The 21494-nt window shown below is 67.9% G+C and carries 22 protein-coding genes; 11 read left to right on the top strand and 11 right to left on the bottom strand.

From position 1 onward, the window contains the following. Positions 1-208: 208 nt before the first annotated feature. Positions 209-397, top strand: a complete 189-nt coding sequence (locus tag AC1D2H_RS12895; protein ID WP_478011223.1) for a YodC family protein — start codon at positions 209-211, stop codon at positions 395-397. A gap of 82 nt (positions 398-479) precedes the next feature. Here the strand turns inward: AC1D2H_RS12895 and AC1D2H_RS12890 are convergent, their stop codons facing one another. Further along, on the bottom strand, positions 480-3209 hold the full coding sequence (locus tag AC1D2H_RS12890) for a DEAD/DEAH box helicase (RefSeq protein ID WP_478011222.1): 2730 nt from the start codon (positions 3207-3209) through the stop codon (positions 480-482). Positions 3210-3742: 533 nt separating this feature from the next. On the opposite strand from AC1D2H_RS12890, the gene AC1D2H_RS12885 reads away from it, so the two are divergent. The 3 genes from AC1D2H_RS12885 to AC1D2H_RS12875 are packed head-to-tail and all read left to right on the top strand — an operon-like array spanning position 3743 to position 6473. Further along, positions 3743-4138, top strand: coding sequence for a GntR family transcriptional regulator (locus AC1D2H_RS12885; protein WP_478011221.1), 396 nt, complete (start codon positions 3743-3745; stop codon positions 4136-4138). Further along, positions 4135-5022 (top strand): ABC transporter ATP-binding protein, encoded by an 888-nt coding sequence (locus AC1D2H_RS12880; RefSeq protein WP_477930069.1) that lies wholly within the window; start codon positions 4135-4137, stop codon positions 5020-5022. Before AC1D2H_RS12885 ends, AC1D2H_RS12880 begins: the two co-directional genes overlap by 4 nt. Beyond that, the gene (locus tag AC1D2H_RS12875) at positions 5022-6473 is read left to right on the top strand and encodes a hypothetical protein (protein WP_478011220.1); all 1452 of its coding nucleotides are present in this window, start codon (positions 5022-5024) and stop codon (positions 6471-6473) included. The genes AC1D2H_RS12880 and AC1D2H_RS12875 overlap by 1 nt, the downstream gene beginning before the upstream one ends. A 218-nt stretch (positions 6474-6691) precedes the next feature. On the opposite strand, the gene AC1D2H_RS12870 is transcribed toward AC1D2H_RS12875, so the two are convergent. Together AC1D2H_RS12870 and AC1D2H_RS12865 are read right to left on the bottom strand one after the other, a co-directional pair. Continuing rightward, positions 6692-7135, bottom strand: coding sequence for an SRPBCC family protein (locus AC1D2H_RS12870; protein WP_478011219.1), 444 nt, complete (start codon positions 7133-7135; stop codon positions 6692-6694). 94 nt (positions 7136-7229) lie between these two features. Next, complete coding sequence (locus AC1D2H_RS12865; protein ID WP_477930064.1) at positions 7230-7706, bottom strand: flavin reductase family protein; 477 nt, start codon at positions 7704-7706, stop codon at positions 7230-7232. Between the two features lie 71 nt (positions 7707-7777). Between AC1D2H_RS12865 and AC1D2H_RS12860 the strand changes: the two genes are divergently transcribed. Next, positions 7778-8755 carry a M48 family metallopeptidase gene (locus tag AC1D2H_RS12860; protein WP_477930063.1) on the top strand — a complete coding sequence of 326 codons (978 nt, stop codon included), beginning with the start codon at positions 7778-7780 and terminating at the stop codon, positions 8753-8755. 3 nt (positions 8756-8758) lie between these two features. On the opposite strand, the gene AC1D2H_RS12855 is transcribed toward AC1D2H_RS12860, so the two are convergent. The 4 genes from AC1D2H_RS12855 to AC1D2H_RS12840 form a co-directional block, all read right to left on the bottom strand. Further along, entirely contained in the window at positions 8759-9391 is a 633-nt protein-coding gene (locus AC1D2H_RS12855; protein WP_477930062.1) for a Crp/Fnr family transcriptional regulator, read from the bottom strand. Positions 9392-9498: 107 nt separating this feature from the next. Further along, positions 9499-10176, bottom strand: coding sequence for a helix-turn-helix transcriptional regulator (locus AC1D2H_RS12850; protein WP_478011218.1), 678 nt, complete (start codon positions 10174-10176; stop codon positions 9499-9501). Between the two features lie 117 nt (positions 10177-10293). Next, positions 10294-10938 carry an MBL fold metallo-hydrolase gene (locus AC1D2H_RS12845; protein ID WP_478011217.1) on the bottom strand — a complete coding sequence of 215 codons (645 nt, stop codon included), beginning with the start codon at positions 10936-10938 and terminating at the stop codon, positions 10294-10296. Positions 10939-11019: 81 nt separating this feature from the next. After that, on the bottom strand, positions 11020-11874 hold the full coding sequence (locus tag AC1D2H_RS12840) for a LysR family transcriptional regulator (RefSeq protein ID WP_478011216.1): 855 nt from the start codon (positions 11872-11874) through the stop codon (positions 11020-11022). Between the two features lie 66 nt (positions 11875-11940). On the opposite strand from AC1D2H_RS12840, the gene AC1D2H_RS12835 reads away from it, so the two are divergent. From AC1D2H_RS12835 to AC1D2H_RS12820, 4 genes are all read left to right on the top strand, one after another. Further along, on the top strand, positions 11941-13149 hold the full coding sequence (locus tag AC1D2H_RS12835; protein ID WP_478011215.1) for a YbfB/YjiJ family MFS transporter: 1209 nt from the start codon (positions 11941-11943) through the stop codon (positions 13147-13149). Further along, entirely contained in the window at positions 13139-13735 is a 597-nt protein-coding gene (locus tag AC1D2H_RS12830) for a carboxymuconolactone decarboxylase family protein (RefSeq protein WP_477930052.1), read from the top strand. The genes AC1D2H_RS12835 and AC1D2H_RS12830 overlap by 11 nt, the downstream gene beginning before the upstream one ends. Before the next feature lie 36 nt (positions 13736-13771). Next, a complete protein-coding gene (locus AC1D2H_RS12825; RefSeq protein ID WP_478011214.1) occupies positions 13772-14689 on the top strand; it encodes an AraC family transcriptional regulator in 918 nt (305 codons plus the stop codon). A gap of 80 nt (positions 14690-14769) precedes the next feature. Continuing rightward, positions 14770-15213, top strand: coding sequence for a VOC family protein (locus tag AC1D2H_RS12820; RefSeq protein ID WP_478011213.1), 444 nt, complete (start codon positions 14770-14772; stop codon positions 15211-15213). A 25-nt stretch (positions 15214-15238) separates the two neighbouring features. On the opposite strand, the gene AC1D2H_RS12815 is transcribed toward AC1D2H_RS12820, so the two are convergent. Then, a complete protein-coding gene (locus tag AC1D2H_RS12815; RefSeq protein ID WP_478011212.1) occupies positions 15239-15454 on the bottom strand; it encodes a hypothetical protein in 216 nt (71 codons plus the stop codon). Between the two features lie 256 nt (positions 15455-15710). Between AC1D2H_RS12815 and AC1D2H_RS12810 the strand changes: the two genes are divergently transcribed. Then, entirely contained in the window at positions 15711-16046 is a 336-nt protein-coding gene (locus AC1D2H_RS12810) for a hypothetical protein (protein ID WP_477930045.1), read from the top strand. A gap of 21 nt (positions 16047-16067) precedes the next feature. Here the strand turns inward: AC1D2H_RS12810 and AC1D2H_RS12805 are convergent, their stop codons facing one another. Beyond that, a complete protein-coding gene (locus AC1D2H_RS12805) occupies positions 16068-16754 on the bottom strand; it encodes a hypothetical protein (RefSeq protein ID WP_478011211.1) in 687 nt (228 codons plus the stop codon). Positions 16755-16861: 107 nt separating this feature from the next. Here AC1D2H_RS12805 and AC1D2H_RS12800 point away from each other — a divergent pair, with 107 nt between their 5' ends. After that, positions 16862-17371 carry an MOSC domain-containing protein gene (locus AC1D2H_RS12800; RefSeq protein ID WP_478011210.1) on the top strand — a complete coding sequence of 170 codons (510 nt, stop codon included), beginning with the start codon at positions 16862-16864 and terminating at the stop codon, positions 17369-17371. Here AC1D2H_RS12800 and AC1D2H_RS12795 read toward each other — a convergent pair. Next, on the bottom strand, positions 17368-19698 hold the full coding sequence (locus AC1D2H_RS12795) for a hypothetical protein (protein WP_478011209.1): 2331 nt from the start codon (positions 19696-19698) through the stop codon (positions 17368-17370). The two genes, AC1D2H_RS12800 and AC1D2H_RS12795, sit on opposite strands and share 4 nt — an antisense overlap. 94 nt (positions 19699-19792) lie before the next feature. Then, complete coding sequence (locus AC1D2H_RS12790) at positions 19793-21253, bottom strand: aminotransferase-like domain-containing protein (protein WP_478011208.1); 1461 nt, start codon at positions 21251-21253, stop codon at positions 19793-19795. Positions 21254-21494: the final 241 nt, after the last annotated feature.

The raw sequence follows: 21494 nt of genomic DNA, 5'->3' as shown, positions 1-21494 counted from the left end.
CGTTTGGCCCTCACGACATTCTGCGGACGCCTTTTCTCTGGCGCCCCATTCTCTATGTCGGATGGGGCATTGCAAAGGGTGCTTCGCAAGGGTTGGCGGCTACCGCGCGTCCATCAAAGTGATGAGCTAGAGCCGCAGCATGCCTTGCTGACCCGAGGGAAGTACCCGTGCACCCGTATGATTAGGTACGCTTCCCATGGAGACTTCGATGAGTGATATAGCCCTTCAGGCCGGTGACGTCGTGGTACTCAAAAGTGGTGGCCCGAAGATGACCATTGTGGAGATCGGTGACTTCGGTCCTTTGGGCCCTAACCCTGGAGTCAAGTGCGAATGGTTTGACGAAAAGAAGAATCACCAAGAGAAGGTGTTTGCCCCCACGAGTCTCGATAAGTACTAGTGGCAGACTGAGACTGCCGCTGCTGTCGCGGCAGGCAGGTTCGCAGTGCTAGACCTCCACGCGACGTGCTTGCGCGGACGCTCTACTTGCTCATGTAGGTAGGACTACCTCCGAGGCGCTCGAGTTCGGCGACGCCCGGATTGCCGAGCCAAGTCATGAAGTCGGCCGCAGAAAGCGAGCCGCCATGCACGCGCAGTAGGCCTTCCATGAACACACTGTGCTCGATCAGCGTGATGTCCTTCGACGCCGCCGCCTTCTTCTTCGAGGTCTCGTCAAACGCCGGCTTGCCCAAGGTCACCCGCCGCATCGCCGAGTCAAAGTCCGCCGCTTTCTGCATGACCGCCCAGGCCTCTTCCTTCTTGATGAGAGGTGGTAATTTGGTGCAGGTCTTGCACTCCAGCAAGACTTGCTGCGCACCCAGCACGATGAGCAAGTCCGGCACGTTGGGGCGCGTGCCGTCGTCCAGTATCGTCACTGCCCAGGCGGCCTCGACCTTTAGGATCGCAGCAATTGCCTCTTCGTACTCGGTGCCGAGAGAGTCATCGCAGGCCTTAACCAGATGCTCGATGCCCAGTTCCTGCCCGGTCTTCCGATGTGCGGAAGCCAGCCTACTTGGCCCCAAGCCTACGGTACTGGAAACCGCTTCGATCAATGCCAGCGCACGCGGTTCGCTTCGCAGCAACTGCACGAGCTTGTCCTTCGCGGTTGCCAGTATGTCGTGCAGGGTCGCGATCCCCTGAGCGACAAGGCCCATTGCGCGCTGCCGGCCAAAGCCTGGAACGCTATGCCGCTCGGCTACCCGCAGGACGTCCAGCGCTTCGGGTGGCGCTCCCCAGCGGACCCGGCGGGCGAGCATGGCGATTTGGTTGCTCACTGTTTGTGGGCAACCGAGTTCGGGTGTCGTCGAGAGCTTATGGAGGCCTTCGAGCACCCAAGCGACGTCCAGCGCGAGGCGATGGATAGTGCCTCCCTGTATGCGCGCGATGTATGCGATCTTGCGATCTGCGAGCCCGTCGGCATAGAGCGCAATCGCATGGGCACACTGCGCCAACTTAACGTCGTTGCGGTCGAGCACGACGGGGAGCAGCTTTGTTCCCCAAAAGGTCACTGATTCAAAGGAGGTCTGTGAGGGGAAAGGAAAGAAGCGAGACGGCCGCTCGGCCCTGAATTCGTCGCTGGCGCAGGCCGCGTAGATCAGTCCCGGAATCCACTCATCGAAACTGGCTGCCAGCTTAGGCCCGACTGTACGCAGCATGGCGGCGAGTTGGACGGCGGTGGCCGGAAGCAGTCCGGACATCGCTGCAGCGTTGCCCAACGGCGTGACGAGTAGGGTGTCGGCCTCATCACGAATCAACGCGTTCGCGGCCAACCATTCCACGGCGGTGCGGCTTTCGGCTGCCAGGGTGGCCAGCTTCGCTGGGTTCCGGTTCAGCGTTTGATACCAGTACAGCGTGTTCTCGAAGAACGTCATCACTTCGGCGAAGCTGCTAGCCAGCCCCGAGGCAACCAGTGTCAGGATCGTCTTGCGGATGCTCAGGTTCACTAGCTGCGAGCTGAGGCGGTCGTTGTCGGGCTGCACGAGCATGTTGGCGTGCGCGAGCTCGACATTGTTCTGTGGCAACAGCACGGCAAACCCTTCAGGGTGCATACCGAGCCTGCCTGCCCGCCCGGACATGTTGCGGTAGTCAGACCTGACGATGTGGCTACCGGCTCTATCGCCCCAGCGATAGGTCAGCTTGGAGAAGACAATGGTCCGAAATGGGAAGTTCACCCCGGCCGCGAGGGTCGAAGTGGCAAAGCACACCTCGAACTTGCCGTCGGTGAAGCCGCCTTCGATGACCTGACGCTCTTGTGGGGACAGGTCGGCAGTGTGAAATGCGACGCGGCGCTCCGCGTTCTCACGGAGCTGGTCCGACGACTCTGTCGGCTCTGAAAACAAGTCGAGCTGCTGTCCCAGGTCGATGCCGATGCCGACGCGGGGCCTGCTTTGCCCGAAGGCGGTCGCGAAATTTACGGCCTCGCGGCGGCTCTCCGTGAACACCAGGACGGGGCCGCGGTCGAGTCGCAATAGATGATCGACTACGGCGCCAATGTCGTTCGCCGCGGTAGCGCCGCCGCGTACCTCTTGTCCGCTGTCGTCGCCGAACTTCGTGCGATGAGCCCGGCCGCCGTACCAGATTTCTTGATAGAGCGGCACGTCCCGGTGCGAGCTACGTACCAGGTCGCATGCCATCCACCCGGCGAGGTCTTCGGGGTTCTCTACGGTCGCCGTCAGCGCCACAAACTGCTTGACGCCGCGTTGTCGTAGCGCCGAGCACAGCGCTTCGATGTCTGGTCCGCGGCCGGGCTCGCCGAGAATCTGAAGTTCGTCGGCGACGACCAGCGCGTTGTTCGGCCTCAGCTGACCGCTTAGGAATAGACCCAGCGCCTTCTCGTACGTCGCGACCATCACCTGAGCGTCTATGTCGCCTTCGGTTCGGTCCCCTGTGTTCAAGCCGACCGACCCGATAGGCTCGGCTGCGCCTTCGCCGAATCGGGCCACGAAGTCGAGGTACTTCTGATCGGCCAGCGCTTTGTGAGAGACGAGATAGATGGCGCGCACCCCGGCGCGTAGGGCGCAGAGCACGGCAATCTCACCCACCAGAGTCTTGCCGGACGATGTCGGGGCACTCACGACGAGGCTACGACCGTCTGCCGCTCCAGCGGCAAGCGCGAGCTGCTGAATGTCGGTCAACGACTCGATCCCCCAACGCTGCAGCCGTTGCCGCAACCCAGCATCGACTCCAGGTCCTTGTGCGTCGGATATACCCATTTCTTGCTCTCCTCCCCAGGATCGCCGTTGCGCTCAACGCGTGGCACGTTATCTACGACCCGCCGTTCGCGCCAGAGCGATCGCCCCATCTCCCGGGCAAGACCGTCGAAGGTGATCGATGGCGAAGAACCCCATGGGCTAAGGCGTTGCCTAGCGCTCCAAAAACTAGTCTGGGCATCTTTTGCCGCGAAAGCCTCCCGGACCATCGGCGCATCGTTCCTCCGCCAGCTGTCGCAGCCCGAGGCTAGAAGCAAGCGGCTTTCATGCATCGCGCTTCGTTTCGCGCGCGCACGCCATCCCCGTAACGGTCCATTCCGTAGTTCGCTCTGGGCTAGCGCCTTCAGGCCACGCGCAGCGTTGTCCTAGTTCCCAAGCTGCAAATCCCGCCACTCAAAAGTTCAGAGTTGGATGAGCAAAGTTCAGAACTGAATGGTTTTCGACACTTTGTGCGACTTGCTCACGCCGCACCGACGCGCGCCTTGACATCAACTGTCCACGTGTACTATCGTACCAGTACACATTGGCAGTCCACGATGGATCCCACCCACTTCGTCCACATCAACACCGGCTCGCCCGAGCCCATCTACCGCCAGCTCATCGAGCAGGTGAAGCGGCGCGTCGCGGCCGGGCAGCTGAAGGCGGGCGACGAGATCCCGTCGGTGCGCGAGCTGGCCCAGGCGCTGGCCGTGCACCCGATGACCATCTCCAAGGCCTATTCCCAGCTGGAGGCGGACGGCGTGCTGGAGCGCCGCCGCGGCCTGTCCATGGTGGTCGCGGCCCAGCACCAGAAGGCCCAGCCCACGGCCGACCGCGTCGAGCTGCTGCGCCCGACGCTTGAGAAAGCCGCCGCCGAAGCGCGGCAACTGGAACTGTCCAAGGCCCAGACCCTGCAGCTGTTCAAGACCATCCTCGACGAGACGCAAGCATGACCGCCTCCTCCGCCCACTTTCCCCATTCCAACACCGCCACCGCCGAACTCGCCGGCGTCAGCCTCGCCTATCCCAAGGGCGGCGCCGTGCTGAAGGCGCTGGACTGGGCGCTGCAGCCCGGCCAGGTCGTCGGCCTGCTGGGCCGCAACGGCTGTGGCAAGACGACGCTGCTGGAGACGCTGCTGGGCCTGCGGGAACCGCAGCAGGGGCGCGTGCAGCTGTTCGGCCAGGATGTGGCTCACCTGGACGACACAGCGCGCGCCCGCATCGGCTACGTGCCCCAGCAGAGCGACCTCTTCGATACCTTCACCGCCACCCAGCTGCTGGCCTATTTCAGGAGCTTCTACCCACGCTGGAACGAGGCCAAGGTGGAAGGCCTGCTGTCGCGCTGGGACATCGCCCGCGACAAGCCCATCCGCAAGCTCTCGGGCGGCCAGCAGCAGCGCCTGTCCATCATCCGCGCGCTGGCCCACGAGCCCGACCTGCTGGTGCTGGACGAGCCCGTTGCCAGCCTGGACCCCGTCGGCCGGCGCGACTTCCTGCGCGAGCTGGTCGACCAGGTGCTGGACCGCGGCACGACGGTGGTGTTCTCCACCCACATCCTGTCCGACCTGGAGCGTGTCGCCTTCAACCTCGCCTTCCTCAGCGACGGCCGCATCGCGCTGCAGGCGCCGCTGGACGAGCTGCTGGAGCAGGTGCGCGCCTTCACCGGCAGCGTCACCGAGCTGACCACCCTGTTCGCGCGGCTGGGGGCCCAGCCGCTCAAGCGCACGCCCCTGGAGGCCGGCCGCGAGCGCGTGCTGGCGCGGCTGCCCGCGGGCGTGCTCGCGCCGCAGGACGCGCAGGCGGTGAACCTGGAAGACCTGTTCGCGGAGCTGACCTGATGAACGCCACCACCTCCAGCCAGATGCTGCTGGCCTTCTGGCGTCAGCGTGACCTCGAGGCACCCTGGGGCCGGCGCCTGCTGATCGGCCTGACCCTCGCCGGCATCTGCACCAGCCTGTATTTCTCGCCACTGTGGTGGCAGGCGGTGCTGGGCACCAGCGCCGTGTTGATCCTTGCCACGCTGTGGATGACGGTGATGGGCAGCCTGCTGGAGCAGAACCATCCGCATGCCGCGCGCTTCGTGCCCGGCCATCGCCGCCAGCTGCGCGAGGCCGCGCTGGGCAGTTGGGCGCTGGTGACCGTGGTCTGTGCGGCCCTGCTGTGGCTGACCTTGCCGAAGACGCCCTCCTTCATGGCCATGTTGCTCTTCACGGCCGTCACCCTGGCCTTCGCCGCCTGGGCGGTGCGCAACTGGACGCTGTGGCTGGTGCTGAGCCTTGGGCCGGTGCTGTTCTTCGGCGCCGGGCTGAACAGGCGCCTCGCACCGCTGTGGTCGGCCCTGGGCGAGCTGTGGAACGCGCAGCCCGCATCGGTGCTGGCCTTGAGCCTGCTCATCCTGGGCTGGTCCATCGCGCGCTTGTTCGGCGCCGGCGACGCGGCTCACCGCGAGGCCTACGCGGCCCGCGCTCGCATGCGCCGCGCCGGCCTGGACGGCATGAACAACAAGCGTGGCGCCGAGGACGTGCTGGGTCGGCCGGGCGCATGGATCAGCCGCCCCTTCGATCTCGTGGCGGCAGCCTGGCTGCGCCATGTGCTGGCACGGGCCCGGGCCAGTGAACGCAGCGTGATGAGCCGCGTCGAGATCGTGCTGCATGGCCAGCAGCACTGGCTGCGCCAGGGCATGGGCGTGGGGATCGGCCTGGTCATCGCGGTGCTGAGCTTTGGCATCGCCTTCGCGCTGTCCGGCGCAGCCTTGGAAGAGAACTGGAAGCGCGGCGCCTTCGGCATGGCCATCGGCCTGGCCAGCATGGGCTTCAACCCGGCCTTCGCGCTGCCCAACATGCTTTGGCAAAGCCGCCGTGAACAGGCCCTGCTGCGCCTGCTGCCCGGCGTGCCGCAGGGGCAGGCCCAGAACCGCGCCGTGGCCTGGCTGCAGCTGCGCCACATGATGGTCGACTGGGTACTGACGACGGCGGCCCTGGCCTGGCTGGCCTGGGCCGCCGACGACCTGGCCCTGCTTTGCCTGGCCTTCTGCGCCCTGCCGCTGTGCACCCTCAGCCTGATGCGCACGCCAGCCCGCATGCGCGGCCCTTCGGCCTGGTCGGCGGCGCTGCCGGTGCTGGCCTTCATCCTGTCGGCCTGGGGCCTGTATGCGATGAACCAGAAGCTGGGCACATCGCTGGTGCTGATCGCCGGCGTCTGCCTGGGCCTGAGCCTTGTCCTGGGCCTGTGGCGCTGGCAGGCCATCCAGCGCGCGCCGCAGGCCTTGCCAGCCGGCCGCGCAGCCTGAAAACGCTGTCGCAAGTCGACCGCTGGAACGCACTTGATGGCCGATGCCGGCTTCAAGGCCGCGATGGCGGCCATCGTCCCGACACCAGGCCAGAAATCAAGCCCTTCGTCCAAGGAATACCTTGGCCGGTCCCCCAAGACGGCGATGCTTGCCGGATTGACCTCAAGCACATCGCCAACGGCGGGCCGGCTAGGGAACGGCCCGCAGGAGCCACTGGGTTATTGCGGGATTTCCGGTTCGGCAAGTTGGGCCAGCAGAGTCAGCGACTCCTGCCAGCCCAGGTAGCAGGCCTCGGCCGGGATGACGGCCGGGATGCCTTCCTGCTTGATGTGGACCTCGGTGCCGCAGAACACGGCGCGCAGCTCGACGGTCGTCGTCATCTCGCCGGGCAGGTTGGGGTCGTCAAAGGCCGCCGTGTAGCGCAGCTTCTGGCCCGGCACCAGCTCCAGGTAGCGGCCGCCAAAGCTGTGGCCGCCGCCGGTCGTGAAGTTGGTGAACGACATCTTGTAGGTGCCACCCACCTTGGCATCCATCTCGTGCACCGTGCCGGTGAAGCCATGCGGCGGCAGCCACTTGGCCATGGCGGCCGGTGTCGTGAAGGCGCGGTAGACGCGGTCGGGCGGGCAGCGCAGCACGCGGTGCAGGGTGACGGTATTGGTCATGGTGGGTTCCGGGGTTGGACAGAGGATGGCCCTCTGACATGACGACGATCAGAGCGCGTCGGAATCGACAACGCAAGCACCGAAAAAACCTGGGTCAGATCGGCAGCTCGGTGAAGTAGCGGCCGCCGTGGAAGATCAGCGGCTGGGCGCCGACGCGGGCCGTGCAGCGTTCCACCTCGCCGACGAAGATGACGTGGTCGCCCTCCTCGTAGCGGCTGCGGTTGGCGCATTCGAAGGTGGCCACGGCGCCGTCCAGCACCGGCGCGCCGCCCGCGCCCTCGCGCCAGGCCACGCCGGCGAAGCGGTCGATGTCGCGCATGGCGAAGCGCTGCGCCAGCTCCTTCTGGTCGGCCGCGAGGATGTTGATCGCGTAATGCGAGCCATGCGAGAACACCGGCATGGAGCCGGCGCGTCGCGCCAGGCTCCACAGCACCAGGGGCGGGTCGAGCGACACGGAATTGAAGGAATTGGCGGTGAGGCCGACCAGGCCGCCGTCGGCAGCCCGAACGGTGACGATGGTCACGCCCGTGGCGAACATGCCGAGGGCGGCGCGAAATTGCTGGCTGTCCATGGGGTGATTGTCGCCAGTCCCGCGCGCTCGTCCTACGACAGCGGGCTTGGGCACCGAAGCACAATGCCGGCATGGATGCCAACGACTTCCAGGTCCGCGACGGCCTGCAGTTCACCCACCCGCCGACGCGCAGCTTCGGCGACTGTGCCGATTGCGCCGCGGGCCGCTGCTCGCCACCCACCCAGCGCAGCCGCCGCCTGTTCACCGGGCTGCTCGCCGCCACCGGCGCCGCGGCCTTCATGCCGGCCTGGGCCCGCGAGGGCGTGGAGGTCGGCCCCAAGAGCAAGTTCACCGGCTTCGTGTCGGCCGAGCAACTGGAGCGGGACGGCGGCCAGCAATACGCGCTGATGATGCGCCAGGCCAGCCAGCAGCGCGGCCTGGCGCCGATGGAGCATCCGCAGGCCCAGCGGCTGCGCTATATCGCCCAGCGCATCATTCCCTTCAGCTACGAGTGGAATGAACGCGCCCGCCAGTGGAAATGGGAGGTCAACCTGCTCGGCGACCCGCAGCTGAACGCCTTCTGCATCCCGGGCGGCAAGATCGCCTTCTTCTACGGCATCCTCGAGAAGCTCAAGCTGGAAGACGACGAGGTCGCCGCCATCATGGGCCACGAGGTGGCGCACGCGCTGCGGGAACACGCGCGCGAGCGGGTCGGCAAGTCGGCGACGACCAGCCTGGTTGTCGAGGGCGTATCGGCCCTCTTCGGCCTGGGCAATATCGGCCGCAGCGTTGCCGGCATGGGCGGGCAGTTGTTCAACCTGAAGTTCAGCCGTGACGACGAGACCGAGGCCGACCTCGTCGGCATCGAACTGGCGGCCCGCTCCGGCTACGACCCGGCGGCGGCCGTGCGCCTGTGGGAAAAGATGATGAACGCCAACAAGGGCGCGCCGCCGCAGTGGCTGTCCACTCACCCGGCCAGCGTCACGCGCATCCGCGACATCCAGGCCAACCTGCCCAAGGTCGCGGGCCTGTACAAGCGCGCACCCAAGCCCGACCAGCGCTTCCCGGTGGCGCTGCCGCTGCCGGCACGCCCGCGCCAGGGCCAGTGAGCCCTACCAGCGCGCCGGCAGATTCTTCAGCCGCTGGTATTCGCCCGCCGCCACGCGCCGCAGATAGCCGCCCAGCTCCAGGTCCTTGACGAGCTTGGACACCATCTCGCGCGAGCAGCCCAGGCGCTGGGCCATGCCCTGGTGGGTCAGCTCCAGGTGACGGCCGTCGCCGGTGGATTCGTCGACGAGGTTCTTCAGCCGGCCGTAGACGTCGTTGAGTGCCAGCTGCTTGGTCGACAGCGTCGCCGCGCGGGCACGGCGGATGACCTTGGTCAACAGCTCGAAGGCGAACTCGGGGTGCTCGCTGATGTGGGTCAGCAGGCTGGCCCGCGTGACCATGACGAGGCGGCAGGCCTCCTCGGTGATGACGCTGGCCGAGCGCGGCCCGCCGTCCAGGCTCATCTCGCCGACGTATTCGCCCGGTCCGTAGACGCCATAGGTGATCTCGCGGCCGCGCGCGTCGCTGCTGTAGGCGCGCAGCGAGCCGGCCAGGATCAGGTAGAGGTTGTCGCCGACCGAGCTCTCCTCGATCAGCACGACGCCCTTGCGATAGCTGCGGGCAATGCCACGCGCAGCCAGCAGCCGCAGCGGCGGCGGCAGGGCCAGGAGTTCGGTGTCGAGGGTGTCGTCAGGCATCCGGCGGCGCCGTGGGCATGAGGCCCGCGGTGCGCCAGGATGTTAGCCCGTCGTACAAGGCGGGCCGGCCAGGAAGCAGCCCGCCCGCTCGGCCCGCAGGGGCGCCATCAATTGACGAGCTTGGCGGGGCGCAGCGAAGAAACGAGCGGCGGCAGCAACGCCAACTGGCGCATCAGCTCGCCGATGCTGTCGGCGCCGCTCTTGGCGCGGATGCTCTGGATCTGGCTGCGCACCGTCGAGATGGCCACGCCCTGGCGCTGCGCGACCTCGGTCGGCTTGACGCCGTTGGACAAGGCCTTCAGCACCTCGGTCTCGGCCGGCGTCAGTTGGTAGCGCAGCGCGAACCATTGCGCGGCCAGGTCGCCGCAGAGCTGCCGGCGCTCCAGGATCAGCAGCACCGCGGCCTGGTTGACGTCACGGTTGAGCGGCACGACGACGACATTGGCGCGGCCACATTCGGCACGGTCGTCGCCCAGGCGCAGCAGACAGCGCCGGCCGCTCGCCTCGGCACCTTCCAGCGCCTCGGCCAGCGGCACCGCGTCGGTCAGCAGGCGGGCCCGCAGATGCTGGCCGACGAGCTCCAGCGGATGGTTGTCATCCAGCGACGCACGCGCCGCCAGATTGCTGTGCAGCACGCGGCCGGCGCCGTTGAGCAGCACGACGCCGTGGTCGAGTTCCTCCAGCACAAGGCCCATCCACTGGTTGGAAAGCGAGGCCGCCGCACGGCGCTCGCGAGGACGTGAACCGGGGACTTGGCCCGGCTGAGCAAACTCGGACATCCACATCGAAGCACTCCTCAGCCCACCCCATGCGAGCCATCATCAAAGCGTAGGAGAGCACGTTTCGCTTCGGGCGTAAATGTTGCTGGATGTGTTTGTGAACGAATTACCCCTCGCCGCCGTTCAAACGACATCAGCAACATAGGGATTGCTGCGGCGCTCTCTTCCGATGCTGCTTTCCGGTCTATGGCCTGGAATGAAGATCGTGTCGTCCCCCATCGGCCACAGGCGCTGGCGGATGGCGGCTATCAATTGCTGGTGGTTGCCGCCGGGAAAGTCGGTGCGGCCGATGCCCCCTGCAAACAGCACATCACCGACGAAGGCGCGCCGCGCCGAAGCCGAGTGGAAGACCACGTGGCCCGGCGTGTGGCCGGGGCAATGGCGCACGGCCAGCGTCTCCTCGCCGATCTGCACCGTGTCGCCATCGTCCAGCCAGCGATCGGGCTTGAAGCCCTCGACCGGCGGGAAGCCGAACATCTTGCTCTGCTGCGCCAGGCCGTCGATCCAGAACTGATCGCCGGGGTGCGGCCCGACGATGGGCAGCCCCTGCTCGCGCGCCAGTTGGCCGGTGCCGCCGGCGTGGTCGATGTGGGCGTGGGTCAGCCAGATGGCCTTCAGCTTCAGACCACGCTCCTGCACTGCGGCCAGCAGCCGCGGCAGCTCGCCGCCGGGGTCGATGACGGCAGCGTCGTTCGTCGCGTCGCACCACACGAGGGAGCAGTTCTGCTGAAAGGGTGTGACGGGAAGGGTGAGGTACTGGAGAGCCATGGCGCCGTTGGAAGCTCATAACAAGGTTTCGAACTGCAGGTCAATGTATCGAACCCGGCTCTCAGCGGGGCCTGCAGCGGGTCACAGCAGCTCCTGCAGCTTGGCCAGCGCCGTCGTCGCCAGCCCGTGCCACACCAGATGCGTGACATTCCTGCGCACCTTCGCCGGCACTTCATGCTGCAGCACCTCCTGTGATGACTTGAGCGTCGCCAGCAGCGACTTCGGCACGAGCGCGAACCCGGTGCCGGCCGCCACGCAGGCCACCATCGCCTGGTAGGACGAAAACTCCAGCGTGCGCGCAGGCATCACCGACGACGCGCCCAACCAGTCCTGCACGCGCTTGCGGTAGGAGCAGCCGTCAGCAAAGGCGATCAGCGTCATGCCTGCAAGGTCAGTCGCGCGCTTGACCGGCGGAACACCGCGCGCGGTGATGCACACCAGCTCTTCCTCGAACACCTTCATCGCGTTGAGGCTGGGGGCCGTGAAGGGCTGCGAGACGAATGCCGCGTCCAGCTCGTAGTTGGACACGCGATGCACCAGGGCGCCGGTGGTGCCGGTGGCCAGCTCCACCACCACGTCGGGGTACAGCGTGTGGAAGCGCGACAGGATGGGCGCGAGCCGGCTGCCCGCCGTGCTCTCCAGCGAGCCGATGCGCAGCGCGCCTGTGGGCTTGCCGCCGCGCAACTCGCTTTCCGCCTCGTCGGCCAGGCGAAACAGCCGCTGCGCATAGGCCAGCAGCCGCTCGCCCTCGGGCGACAGCACCAGCCCGCGGCCCTGGCGGCGGAACAGCGGGCAGCCCAGGCGCTGCTCGAGCTGCTTCACGCGCGTGGTCACGTTGGACTGCACGCGGTTGAGCTTTTGCGCGGCGCGGATCACGCCGCCCTCCTGCGCAACGGCGCGAAAGATCTCCAGCGAGTCCAGATCGATGCTTCTCATAAAGAGAATGATTGCTCAGGATTATTCATTTGTCGGCCGCGTCGATTCTCGGTCTACTGCAAAGCCATGGCAACCACGGCCCGCCCCCCATCGACCTTCGCGTTGTGCATCGCGGGTGCACTGTCGTTGGCGGTCGCGATGGGCATCGGCCGCTTTGCCTTCACGCCGGTCTTGCCGCTGATGATTCGCGAGGGCCAGCTCGACGTGGCCGCCGGCGGTTGGATAGCGGCCGCCAACTATCTCGGCTACCTCACCGGCGCACTGACCGCTCGAAAGCTGCCGGGGCGTGCTACCCAGCTCGCGCTGCTGGGCCTGCTGTTGACGGTCGTGCTCACGGCGGCCATGGCGTGGCCGGGCGCATGGCTGTGGGGCGCATGGCGCTTCCTCGCCGGCATGGCTTCTGCCTGGGTGTTCGTCGCGACGGCCGTGTGGTGCCTGGGTGCCTTGGGCCAGGCGGGCCAACCGCAGGCGGCCAGCTGGGTCTATGCCGGGGTCGGTGCGGGCATCGCGCTCGCCGGGTTGCACGCATGGGCGGCCGGCGTCGCCCACGTCACCGCGTCCGCGCTGTGGCTGCAGCTGGCGCTGCTGGCGCTGGTGCTGTCGCTGCCCGTCGTGTTCGTGCTGCGCCGCATCCAGGCGCCGGCGGCGACGCCTGCGGCCGTCACCGCGCCCGCTGCCGCGAGTGGTGTTTCTTGGGGTCTCACGTGCTGCTACGGCGTCATGGGCTTTGGCTACATCCTGCCGGCCACCTTCCTGCCTGTGCTGGCGCGCAATGTGGTCGACGACCCGGCCGCGTTCGGCCTGGCCTGGCCGGTGTTCGGTGGCATCGCCGCCGTCTCCACCCTCGTCGCCGGCCGCTGGCTGCAGCGGCGGCCGCACATCGAGGTGTGGGCGGTCTGCCAGGCGTTGATGAGTGTCGGGACGCTGCTGCCCAGCCTGTGGACCGATGGCTTTGTCATCCTGCTGTCGGCGCTGCTGGTGGGTGGCACCTTCATGATCGTCACGCTCGCCGGCGTGCAGGTCGCACGCGCCCGCACCCAAGGCGACCCACGCAGTGCGGTCGGCCGCATGACCGCGGCGTTTGCCATCGGGCAGATTGCCGGCCCCGTGGCGTCGGCCCTGCTGCTCAATGTCCCGTCCCTGCGCACGAACGGCCTTGACATCGCGTTGCAGGTCGCGGCAGCGTCGCTCTTTGCCACCGCCGTGTGGCTAATGCGGGAGTCTCGCGAGCCGCGCGCTCCTCGCCCATCCACGGAGACTTCCCATGCCCACTGAACAAGGATTTGCCGCGCACGCCCGCGAGCGCCTGCCCCTGCCCGCAGCGGACGCAATGAGCGACGCGCAGCGCGCCGCGGCGCAGGCCCTCATCGACGGGCCACGCAAGGGCGTCTATGGCCCCTTCCTGCCGCTGCTGCGCAGCCCGGATCTGCTGGAGCGCGTCGCGAAGCTCGGCGAGTTCCTTCGCTTCGGCAGCGCGATCGATGCGCGCCTGCGCGAGCTCGTCATCTGCGCCACCGCGCGCCATGAGGGAAACCAGTTCGAGTGGCTGATGCACGCGCCGCTGGCGGTGCAGGCAGGCGTCAAGGCCGACGCGGTGGAGTCCTTGCGGCTGGGGGCCCGCCCCAAGGGACTGCAAGCCGACGAAGAGCTGGCCCTGGACTTCACCCACGAACTGCTGCACACGCATGGCGTGAGCGACCCCACCTACGCCGCGGCGCTCGCGACTTTCGGTGAGCAGAGCGTGGTCGAACTCACCACGCTCATCGGCTATTTCACGATGGTCAACTGGGTGATGAACGTGGCGCGCACGCCGGCGATGGCCAGTGCCAAGGGAGAGCCGCTGCAAGCCTTTCCGGCGTAGCAGTGCGCGGGCGCCCTGGCGCTCCGGCGAGTTGTCATGAGCTCCCTGTTGCTGGCGACCGTTGGCGAGATGACAAAAGGGATGCCGATGCATCGGTGCTTGCATCCGGCGGGCGTCCGCTCTACAAGGCTGCGCATGTTCGTTCGACAAAGCCCCTCCCCACCGCTGGCCCCTTATGTCGACAGCCTCTGGTACAGCGAGCGCGGCGCGTTGCCGCACATCCGTGAGCGCAGCCTCCCCACCGGCTGCGCCGACATCGTCGTGCCGCTGCTGCAGGACCACCTGATCCGCTACGACAGCGAGCAGGACGCCGACGCGCGCCGGTTGCGTGGTGCCATCGTGCAGGGCCCCTACGACCGATTCGGCGTGCGCGGCACCGAAGGGCCGTCGACCGTGGTCGGTGTGCATTTCACGCCCGGCGGGGCGGCGGCGTTCCTGGGCGGCGCGTTGCCCGAACTGCGCAACCGCACCGAATTGCTCGAGGATGTCTGGGGGCCTGCATCCAGCGAACTGCGCGAGCGGCTGCAAGCCACGGGTTCGCCGCAGCAGGCATTGCGACTCTTGAACAACTTCCTGCTGCGGCGGCTGGACGCCAGCGCGCCGCCAGACCCTCTCGCTGCCTTCGCGATAGAGGCCTTTCGACGCGATCCGGCCGGCGCGCGGGTGCAGCCCGCGCAGCGCGAAAGCGGCTGCTCGCCCGCACAGTTCATCCGTCGCTTCGAGCAGGCGGTGGGGCTCACGCCCAAGCGCTATGCGCGAGTGCTGCGTTTCGGTCTGCTGCTGCCGTCGCTGGCGCGCTGCGGGCCACGCGACTGGGCACAGATCGCCGCAGGCGCCGGCTACTTCGACCAGTCGCACCTGATCCGCGAGTTCCGGCAGATCGCCGGCATGGCGCCCGGCGCCTATGCGCCCGTGCAGGCCGACCAACCGACGCACGTGGCGTTGGCGCGCTGAAAAAATATCCAATACACCGCCCACCCTCGCCACCTAGGCTGCGCTTCTCGCGGCAAGTCGCCGTTCAAAGGAGAGGTTTCATGAGCGATATCCACGAGGTGTTCCCGTACCTGATGGTGCGCGACGCCAAGGCCGCGATCGCCTTCTATCAACAGGCGTTCGGCGCGACCGAACTCTTCCGGCTTGTCGAGCCGTCGGGCCGGATCGGACACGTCGAACTCCAGCTCGGTCCGGTGGTGTTGATGGTGTGCGACGAGTTCCCGGAGTACGGCATGGTGGGTCCGCAGGACAACCGGTTCACCGGCTGCACGATCCACCTTCACGTCGACAACGCCGACGCGATGGCCGAACGCGCTGTCGCGGCGGGGGCGACGGTGTTGATGCCGCCCACCGATCAGTTCTACGGCGAACGCTCGTGCCGGCTGCGAGATCCTTTCGGCCATGCATGGCTGCTTGGCCATTCGATCGAGAAACTGGCGCCTGAGGAGATGCAGCGGCGTTACACCGCGATGATGACCAGCTGAGGAGCTTGCCCGGCGGCTCGGGCCGTCAATGCCGGCGATCCCGCAGGCCGAACATCAGGAAGCCGCCAAGCAAGGCGGTGATCAGCGACGCCATGCCGGACCCGAACATCGGATGCTGACCCCACAGGGCCAGGTCATGATGTTTCAGCGCATGGCCGAACGACAGGCCCAGGAATGCCAGGCCGATCAGCGCGGCCACCAGCAGCAGCGATACGAAAGCGTGTTGAGCGTTCATGGACATCTCCGACTGCAATCTCGAGTTGTGGTTTTAGCGGCGGGCCCCGCTGCTGGCGAGGCCCGAATCGGGGGACCCGTCATCAAGCATGAGGACTTCGCCACGCTTCAGGCACTCAAGATACTGTACAAATAAACAGTATCATGCGGTATCGCAGTTGTCAGGGTGCACACCCAGGCGTTTCCGCCCAGCGGCCTGAGGGTCGCTGGGCTTTTTTTGTGCGCAAGACCGCATCGAGGCGCCGCCAGACAATCCGCCCGCCATGCCGCGCCGACCACCCCGCGATCACTACCACGTCTATGTCGTGCTGTTGTCTGAGCGCGTCTGGAACGAGCCGGCCTTCCGCAAGTGCAATCCCGACCACGACATCGTCAAGCCCTGCCTGTACGTCGGCATGACGGGCCTGGACCCGGACCTGCGCTTTGACAGGCACATGGCCGGCGTGCAGGCCAACCGTTTCGTGCTGAAGTACGGCGTGCGCCTGATGCCCGAGCTCTATGAGTTTTACAACCCCATGCCCTACGACGCGGCGCGCGACATGGAGGTGGAACTCGCCATCGGCCTGCGCGAGGCGGGCTACGCCGTATGGCAGGCGTAGCCGGGAAAGCGCAGCGCCGGCTCAGTCCCTGAGGCCGCGCGCCCAGACGCGGTCGGCAGCCTCGAACATCGTGCGGCCGTCCAGCATGGCCGGGTCGCGGACGAGGGCCAACCAGTCCAGCGTGTCGTGGTGGCTGCCGGGAATCAGGTCGGCCGAGCGTTCCGCCGCCAGCCAGGCGTGCAGCCGGGTGTAGAGCGCAGGGTGGCGCGCCCGCGCCCAGGCCAGGCCGACGAGGTCGCCATAGGCTTCCTCGCGGCGGGTGGAACGCATGGCCAGCCAGGCCTGTTGCAGATCGGGCGAGAGGTCGTCCGGCGGTTTGGCGGCGACGAAGCCGGCCGGCAGGCCATGCCAGGCGCCATCGAGGTAGCGGCGGCAGTGGCCCAGTTCGTGGGCTGCCATCAGCTCCAGCGTCGGCCCGAGCAGCGCCGGGTCGATCGCGTCGATCTGGCGCTGGCCCTCGGGATTGCCGCGCATCGACAGCACCAGCTTGCAACGGCCCTCGACAAAGCCCAGCGCGAGTGGCGCCGCACCGGGCTCGGCCTGGGGCTGCACGACGATGTCCAGCGGCAGCGACATCACCTGGCGGGCATGACCGACGACGGGCGCGATGCCCTGCAGCCAGCGCGTTTCCAACGCGGTCAGGTCGGCGGCGTGAGCGGCCTGAGACAGCGCGACACACACGAAGGTGAAAAACAGACGTCTCAGCACGGCAGACACTCCTTGAGAGCATCTTCGGCCGGGACGCCACGCGCCTTGACGGGGCAGTACCGCGCATCCGTGAACTATGCGGGACGAAGCTGGGCTAATGTGTTTCCATGAAAACCATGCGCGACCTCATGACGCCACCGGCCCATATCCAGGGCCGCATCGAAGCCATCGTCGTGCGCGGCACGCCGCGCGACCCGGCGCGCCGCGTCGAGGCGACCACCGCCCTGGCCGGCATTGGCCTGGCCGACGACCGCCTCGGTCAGCGCGGCGAGGCCGAGCTGTCGACGCGCCAGGTCACGCTGATCCAGCTGGAGCATCTGCCGCTGATCGCGACATTTGCACGCAGCGCGCCCATCGACCCGGTGGACCTGCGCCGCAACCTCGTTGTCTCCGGCATCAACCTGCTGACGCTGAAGAACGCCAAGGTGCGCGTCGGCGAGGCGCTGATCGAGATCGTCGGCCCCTGCGCGCCCTGTTCGCGCATGGAGGAGGTCATCGGCCCGGGCGGCTATGCCGCCATGCGCGGCCATGGCGGCATGACGGCGCGCATCCTGGAGGGCGGGCGCATTGCTGTGGGCGACGTGGTGAGCGTGGCCCCGCCGGCCACCTCGCTCTAGAGCTGCGCCCGGTACAGCGTCGTCGGGTAGCCGACGGTGAAGTAGATCCAGCCCTCGGTGAGGGCGGCAGCGTCGAAATCGCCCACGCTATGCACCAGGCGTTCGCCCTTGCCGGGCGTCCACACGTAAAGACGGCTCCCGACGGCATAGGCCACCGCGCCGCTGCCGACGGCCAGCACCACGGCGCCCAGTTCGGTCCGCAGCGTCGTCGTCACGCCATTGCGCCAGGCCTTGAGCGCGAAGACCCTGCCGCCGAGCGGCTCGCTCCACACCAGCAGGCCGTCCGCCCATTGAACCGCACCGGCAAGCGACGAGGACAGTCGCGTGGGCGGGCTGCTGCCGTCCACGGGTGCCACCCACAACTCGCCCGGCGTGGTGTTGGCCCGCTGAGCCACACCCCAGGCGACCCACCGGCCATCGGTCAGCGGGGCGCTCGCGATGCTGTCCTCGGCGGAGACGCGACGGTGCGCATGGGTGGCTTCGTYGTACACATACACCGCCGAAGCCTTGACCCCGTCCACGACGCTGCGCTGCACGGCCGCATAGGCCGCGACGACCTTGCCGCTCGCGCCCATGCCCAGCGAGAGGCCGGCACCCTCGTTCTGCTGCACCGTCGTGGCGTTGCCGCTCAAAGGAACGGCCACCGGCGCCGGTGCTGGCGCCGCGAGGTTGGACAGCCACAGCGTCGGCTGGCCGCCCACGTCCTGCAGCCAGCCGGCCTGGGTGCCCACCGCCGAGAAAGCGCCGGCGTCGCCATTGGAGATCGCCTGCCGCGAGCCGTCGGCCCGCCAGGCGTAGACGATGGTGCCGCTGCCCACGGCCCGGGCCAGCCAACGATCGCCGGCGAATTTCCATTGACCTTCGCTGGTGGACACGGCCGTCGGCAGCACGGCGCCTGCCGGCGTGCCGCCGGGGATCACCCACTCGGCGGTGAAATTGTTGTTGAGCAGCACACCGCCAGCGCCCGAGGCCGTCAGGCTGCCGTTGAAGGGCAGATCCTTGATCCGCTCGTAGGCCATCGGCGGCTGGGCCTGCCACAGCACGGCGGCCGAGGCGGTGGCGATGCCGCCGGCCTTGACCGTGGGAAAGCCCGTGGCAGAGACGCTGTAGCGCCCGTCCGGCAGGCCGGTCATGTCGACGTCGAGGCTGAACGGGCCGTAGCTACTGCGCTCCAGCAGCAGGCGCTCGCTCAGGTCGGGGTAGCGCAGCAGAAGCTTGAGCGTGCCCGAGTAGCTCGGGTCGCCCGTCAGCTCGCCGCGCACTTCGACCTTGCCCGCCGTGAAGCGGCTCTGCAGCGGGCTGGTGAGCGTGACGGTCAACGGCGCGGGCTTGACCATGCTGCCCGTCACCAGGCCCCGCAGGCCGTTCGCGTCGACGAGGGCAACCTGCAGCACATGGGGGCCCACGCCGTAGTCGGAGCTCAGGAAGTCGAAGAGGAAGGCCTGGACGCAGGCACTGCCCACGGCGACAACATGGCAGGCCGTCTTGTCCAGCGTGCCGATGGCCTTGCCGTCGACGCTCAGGCTGGCCGACACCACCGGCGCGCCGGAGCGGCTGGACGGGATCACATAGACCGTCACCCGCGGCGTGTCGTTGCCGATGCTGCTGACGAAGGTGGCCGCGAGGTCCTGGTTGCGCACGGCCACGGCGCGCTCGATCTCGACGAAGGTGCCCGGCGCGTACTGCAACTGCAGCTTGACCTTGTAGTCGCCCTCGGCCTCCGTGCCGGCGCTCCACGAGGTCTCGAACCTCGGGCCGGCCGTGGAGAGGGGTCCGATCTGGGACGAAAGTTGATTCGTGGAAAAGCGCGCCGAGACGGCGCCGGCCGGCGCACCCGCGACGCTGAGCTTCACATTGCCCCGCACCGGTTCGGGTTGGTCCAGCGCGATGGCTGTGGCCGCCATCTCGGTCGGCACGCCCAGTTTCAGCTCTGCCGCGCCCGAGAGGGCCTTGAGGGCGATCTCGCGGCCGTCTGCCAGCACCGCCACCACGCGGTAGGACGTGGGCGACGCCTCCAGCGGGCCCGTCCAGGTGCTCGGCACCCCGGCCAGCGCCCCGCCCGGCGTGCTCGGCAGCGTGGCGACGGGCGTCCAACTGTTGTTGACCGACTTGTCGACCCGAAAACCCGTCTCGCCTTCCACCCAGTCCGTCCACCGCAACTCGGCTTTCTGGGCAGCGGGCATCGAGTAGGCCTGCAACTCGGCAAGCGACGCCGCCTTGACGACCGAATCCGGCAGCGGCGCCGGGCCGCCATCTTCACTCCCACCACTACCGCCACCACAGGCCACCAGAGCCAGGCCCAAGGCGCAGGCCAACCATTGCTTCATGCTTTCCCCTGCACGCCGCTCGAACGCGACGTTTGCGAACAGCTTAGCGCGGCAGCATGACGGCCTTGGCCTGTTCAAGTCCCATGGTGAAGGTTCACAGCGCCCCCCCTGCGGCCATCCTCGAGCGCGCCCTCTGCACCGCCACCTGAGCGCTGGTTGCCGCACTCAATTGCTGTTGCAGAAATTCCGCCAGCCGCGGCTGCTGGCTGAAGGCCGCGTTGAAGCGGATGTGCGGGTCGCGCGCACCGTCCGCCGCGAAGGTGGCGCCGCGCACCAGCAGGATGCCGGCACGGAAGGCCTCCTTGACGACGCCGTCCACGTCCACGCCGGCCGGCAAGGCGCCCCACAGGAACAGACCGCCCTCGCCCGCATGCTCCAGCAGCACGCCGGCCTGGCGCAGCTGCTGCGTGGCCGCGGCGCGCGCGGCGGCCAGGCGCTGTTGCAGGCGGTCCAGGTGCTTGCGCCAGCGGCCGGCGGCCAGCACTTCCAGCAGCACGTACTCGTTGAGCGCCGCCGTCGTCAGCACCGAGATGATCTTCTCGCGCATCAGCGCGCGCAAAAGAGCCGGCTCCGCGGCCATATAGCCCAGGCGCAGGGCCGGGCTCATGGCCTTGCAGAAGCTCGAGTAGTAGATGACGCGCTCCAGGCCCGACAACTGCGCCAGGCGCGTTGGCGAGCCTGAGTGGAAGTGGCCCTGCACATCGTCCTCGGCGACGAGGAAGTCGTGGCGCTGGGCCAGCATCAGCACGCGGTGCAGATTGGCCGCCGTGCTGCCCCAGCCGGTCGGGTTGTGCAGCACGCTCTGGATGAAGAGCAGGCGCGGGCGATGCCGGGTGCAGGCTTCGTCGAGTGCCTCCAGATCGATGCCATCGGGCCGGCGCGGCACGGGCACGATGTTGACGCCGGCCTGGCGCAGGCGATCGAACAGCAAGAAATAACCCGGCGTCTCGACGGCGACCGAGTCGCCCGGGCGCAGGAAGGCGCGGCAGATCAGGTCGATGGCCTGGGTGCCGCCATAGGTCGTCAGGATGCGGCCGGCGTCCACCGCGATGCCCTGCCCGCGCATCAGCATCGCGATGCGCTCGCGCAGCTCCGGCACGCCCTGGGGCGGGCAGCGCGAGGCCATGCCGGCGTTCGCCCGCGCCAGGCCGCGCTGCACGGCGGCGGCAGGGATGGCCTCCTCCAGCCAGGTGGCCGGCAGGGCGCCGCTGCTGGCCAGCAGCACGCCGGCCTTCTGGTCGTTGGCCTGCTGGGCCAGCCAGACGGCCTCCTGCTCTTCACCGGCCTCCACGCGGGCGGCGTCGGGCATGGCGTCGGCCGGGCCCTCGGCGACGAAGAAGCCGGCCGTGCCGCGCGAGTCGATGACGCCAGCGGCGACGAGGCGGTCGTAGGCGACGACGACAGTGTTGGGGCTGACGCCCAGACGCGAGGCCAGCTGGCGGATGGAGTTCAGCCGTGCGCCGGGCGGCAGCTGGCTGCTGGCGATCAAGGCATGCAGGCGCTGCTCGATCTGGTCGGCCAGCGGCGTGGGGGAGTCGCGGTCCAGCGAGAACATGGGGCCTGATAGCACTGCGAGGATCGGTGCGAGAGGGTCTGCGCGGATGCAGGGCTAGGCGCGCGCTGAAGCCCGGGCCGGGTGCCCGGGCAAGGCGCATAACAACGCCATGCGTCCGCGCAGCCCCTCTCCCGAAGGGTTGTCACACAAAAGCCCGCGCGCGGCGTTGCTCGGCCTCGCTGGGGGCCAACCCCAGCTTCGCCTCACGCCTTGCTCGCGGACTTTTGTGTGGCAACGCATC

This window comes from Roseateles sp. P1_C1_2, assembly GCF_056406535.1.
This window is presented reverse-complemented; position numbering and strand designations above follow the sequence as displayed.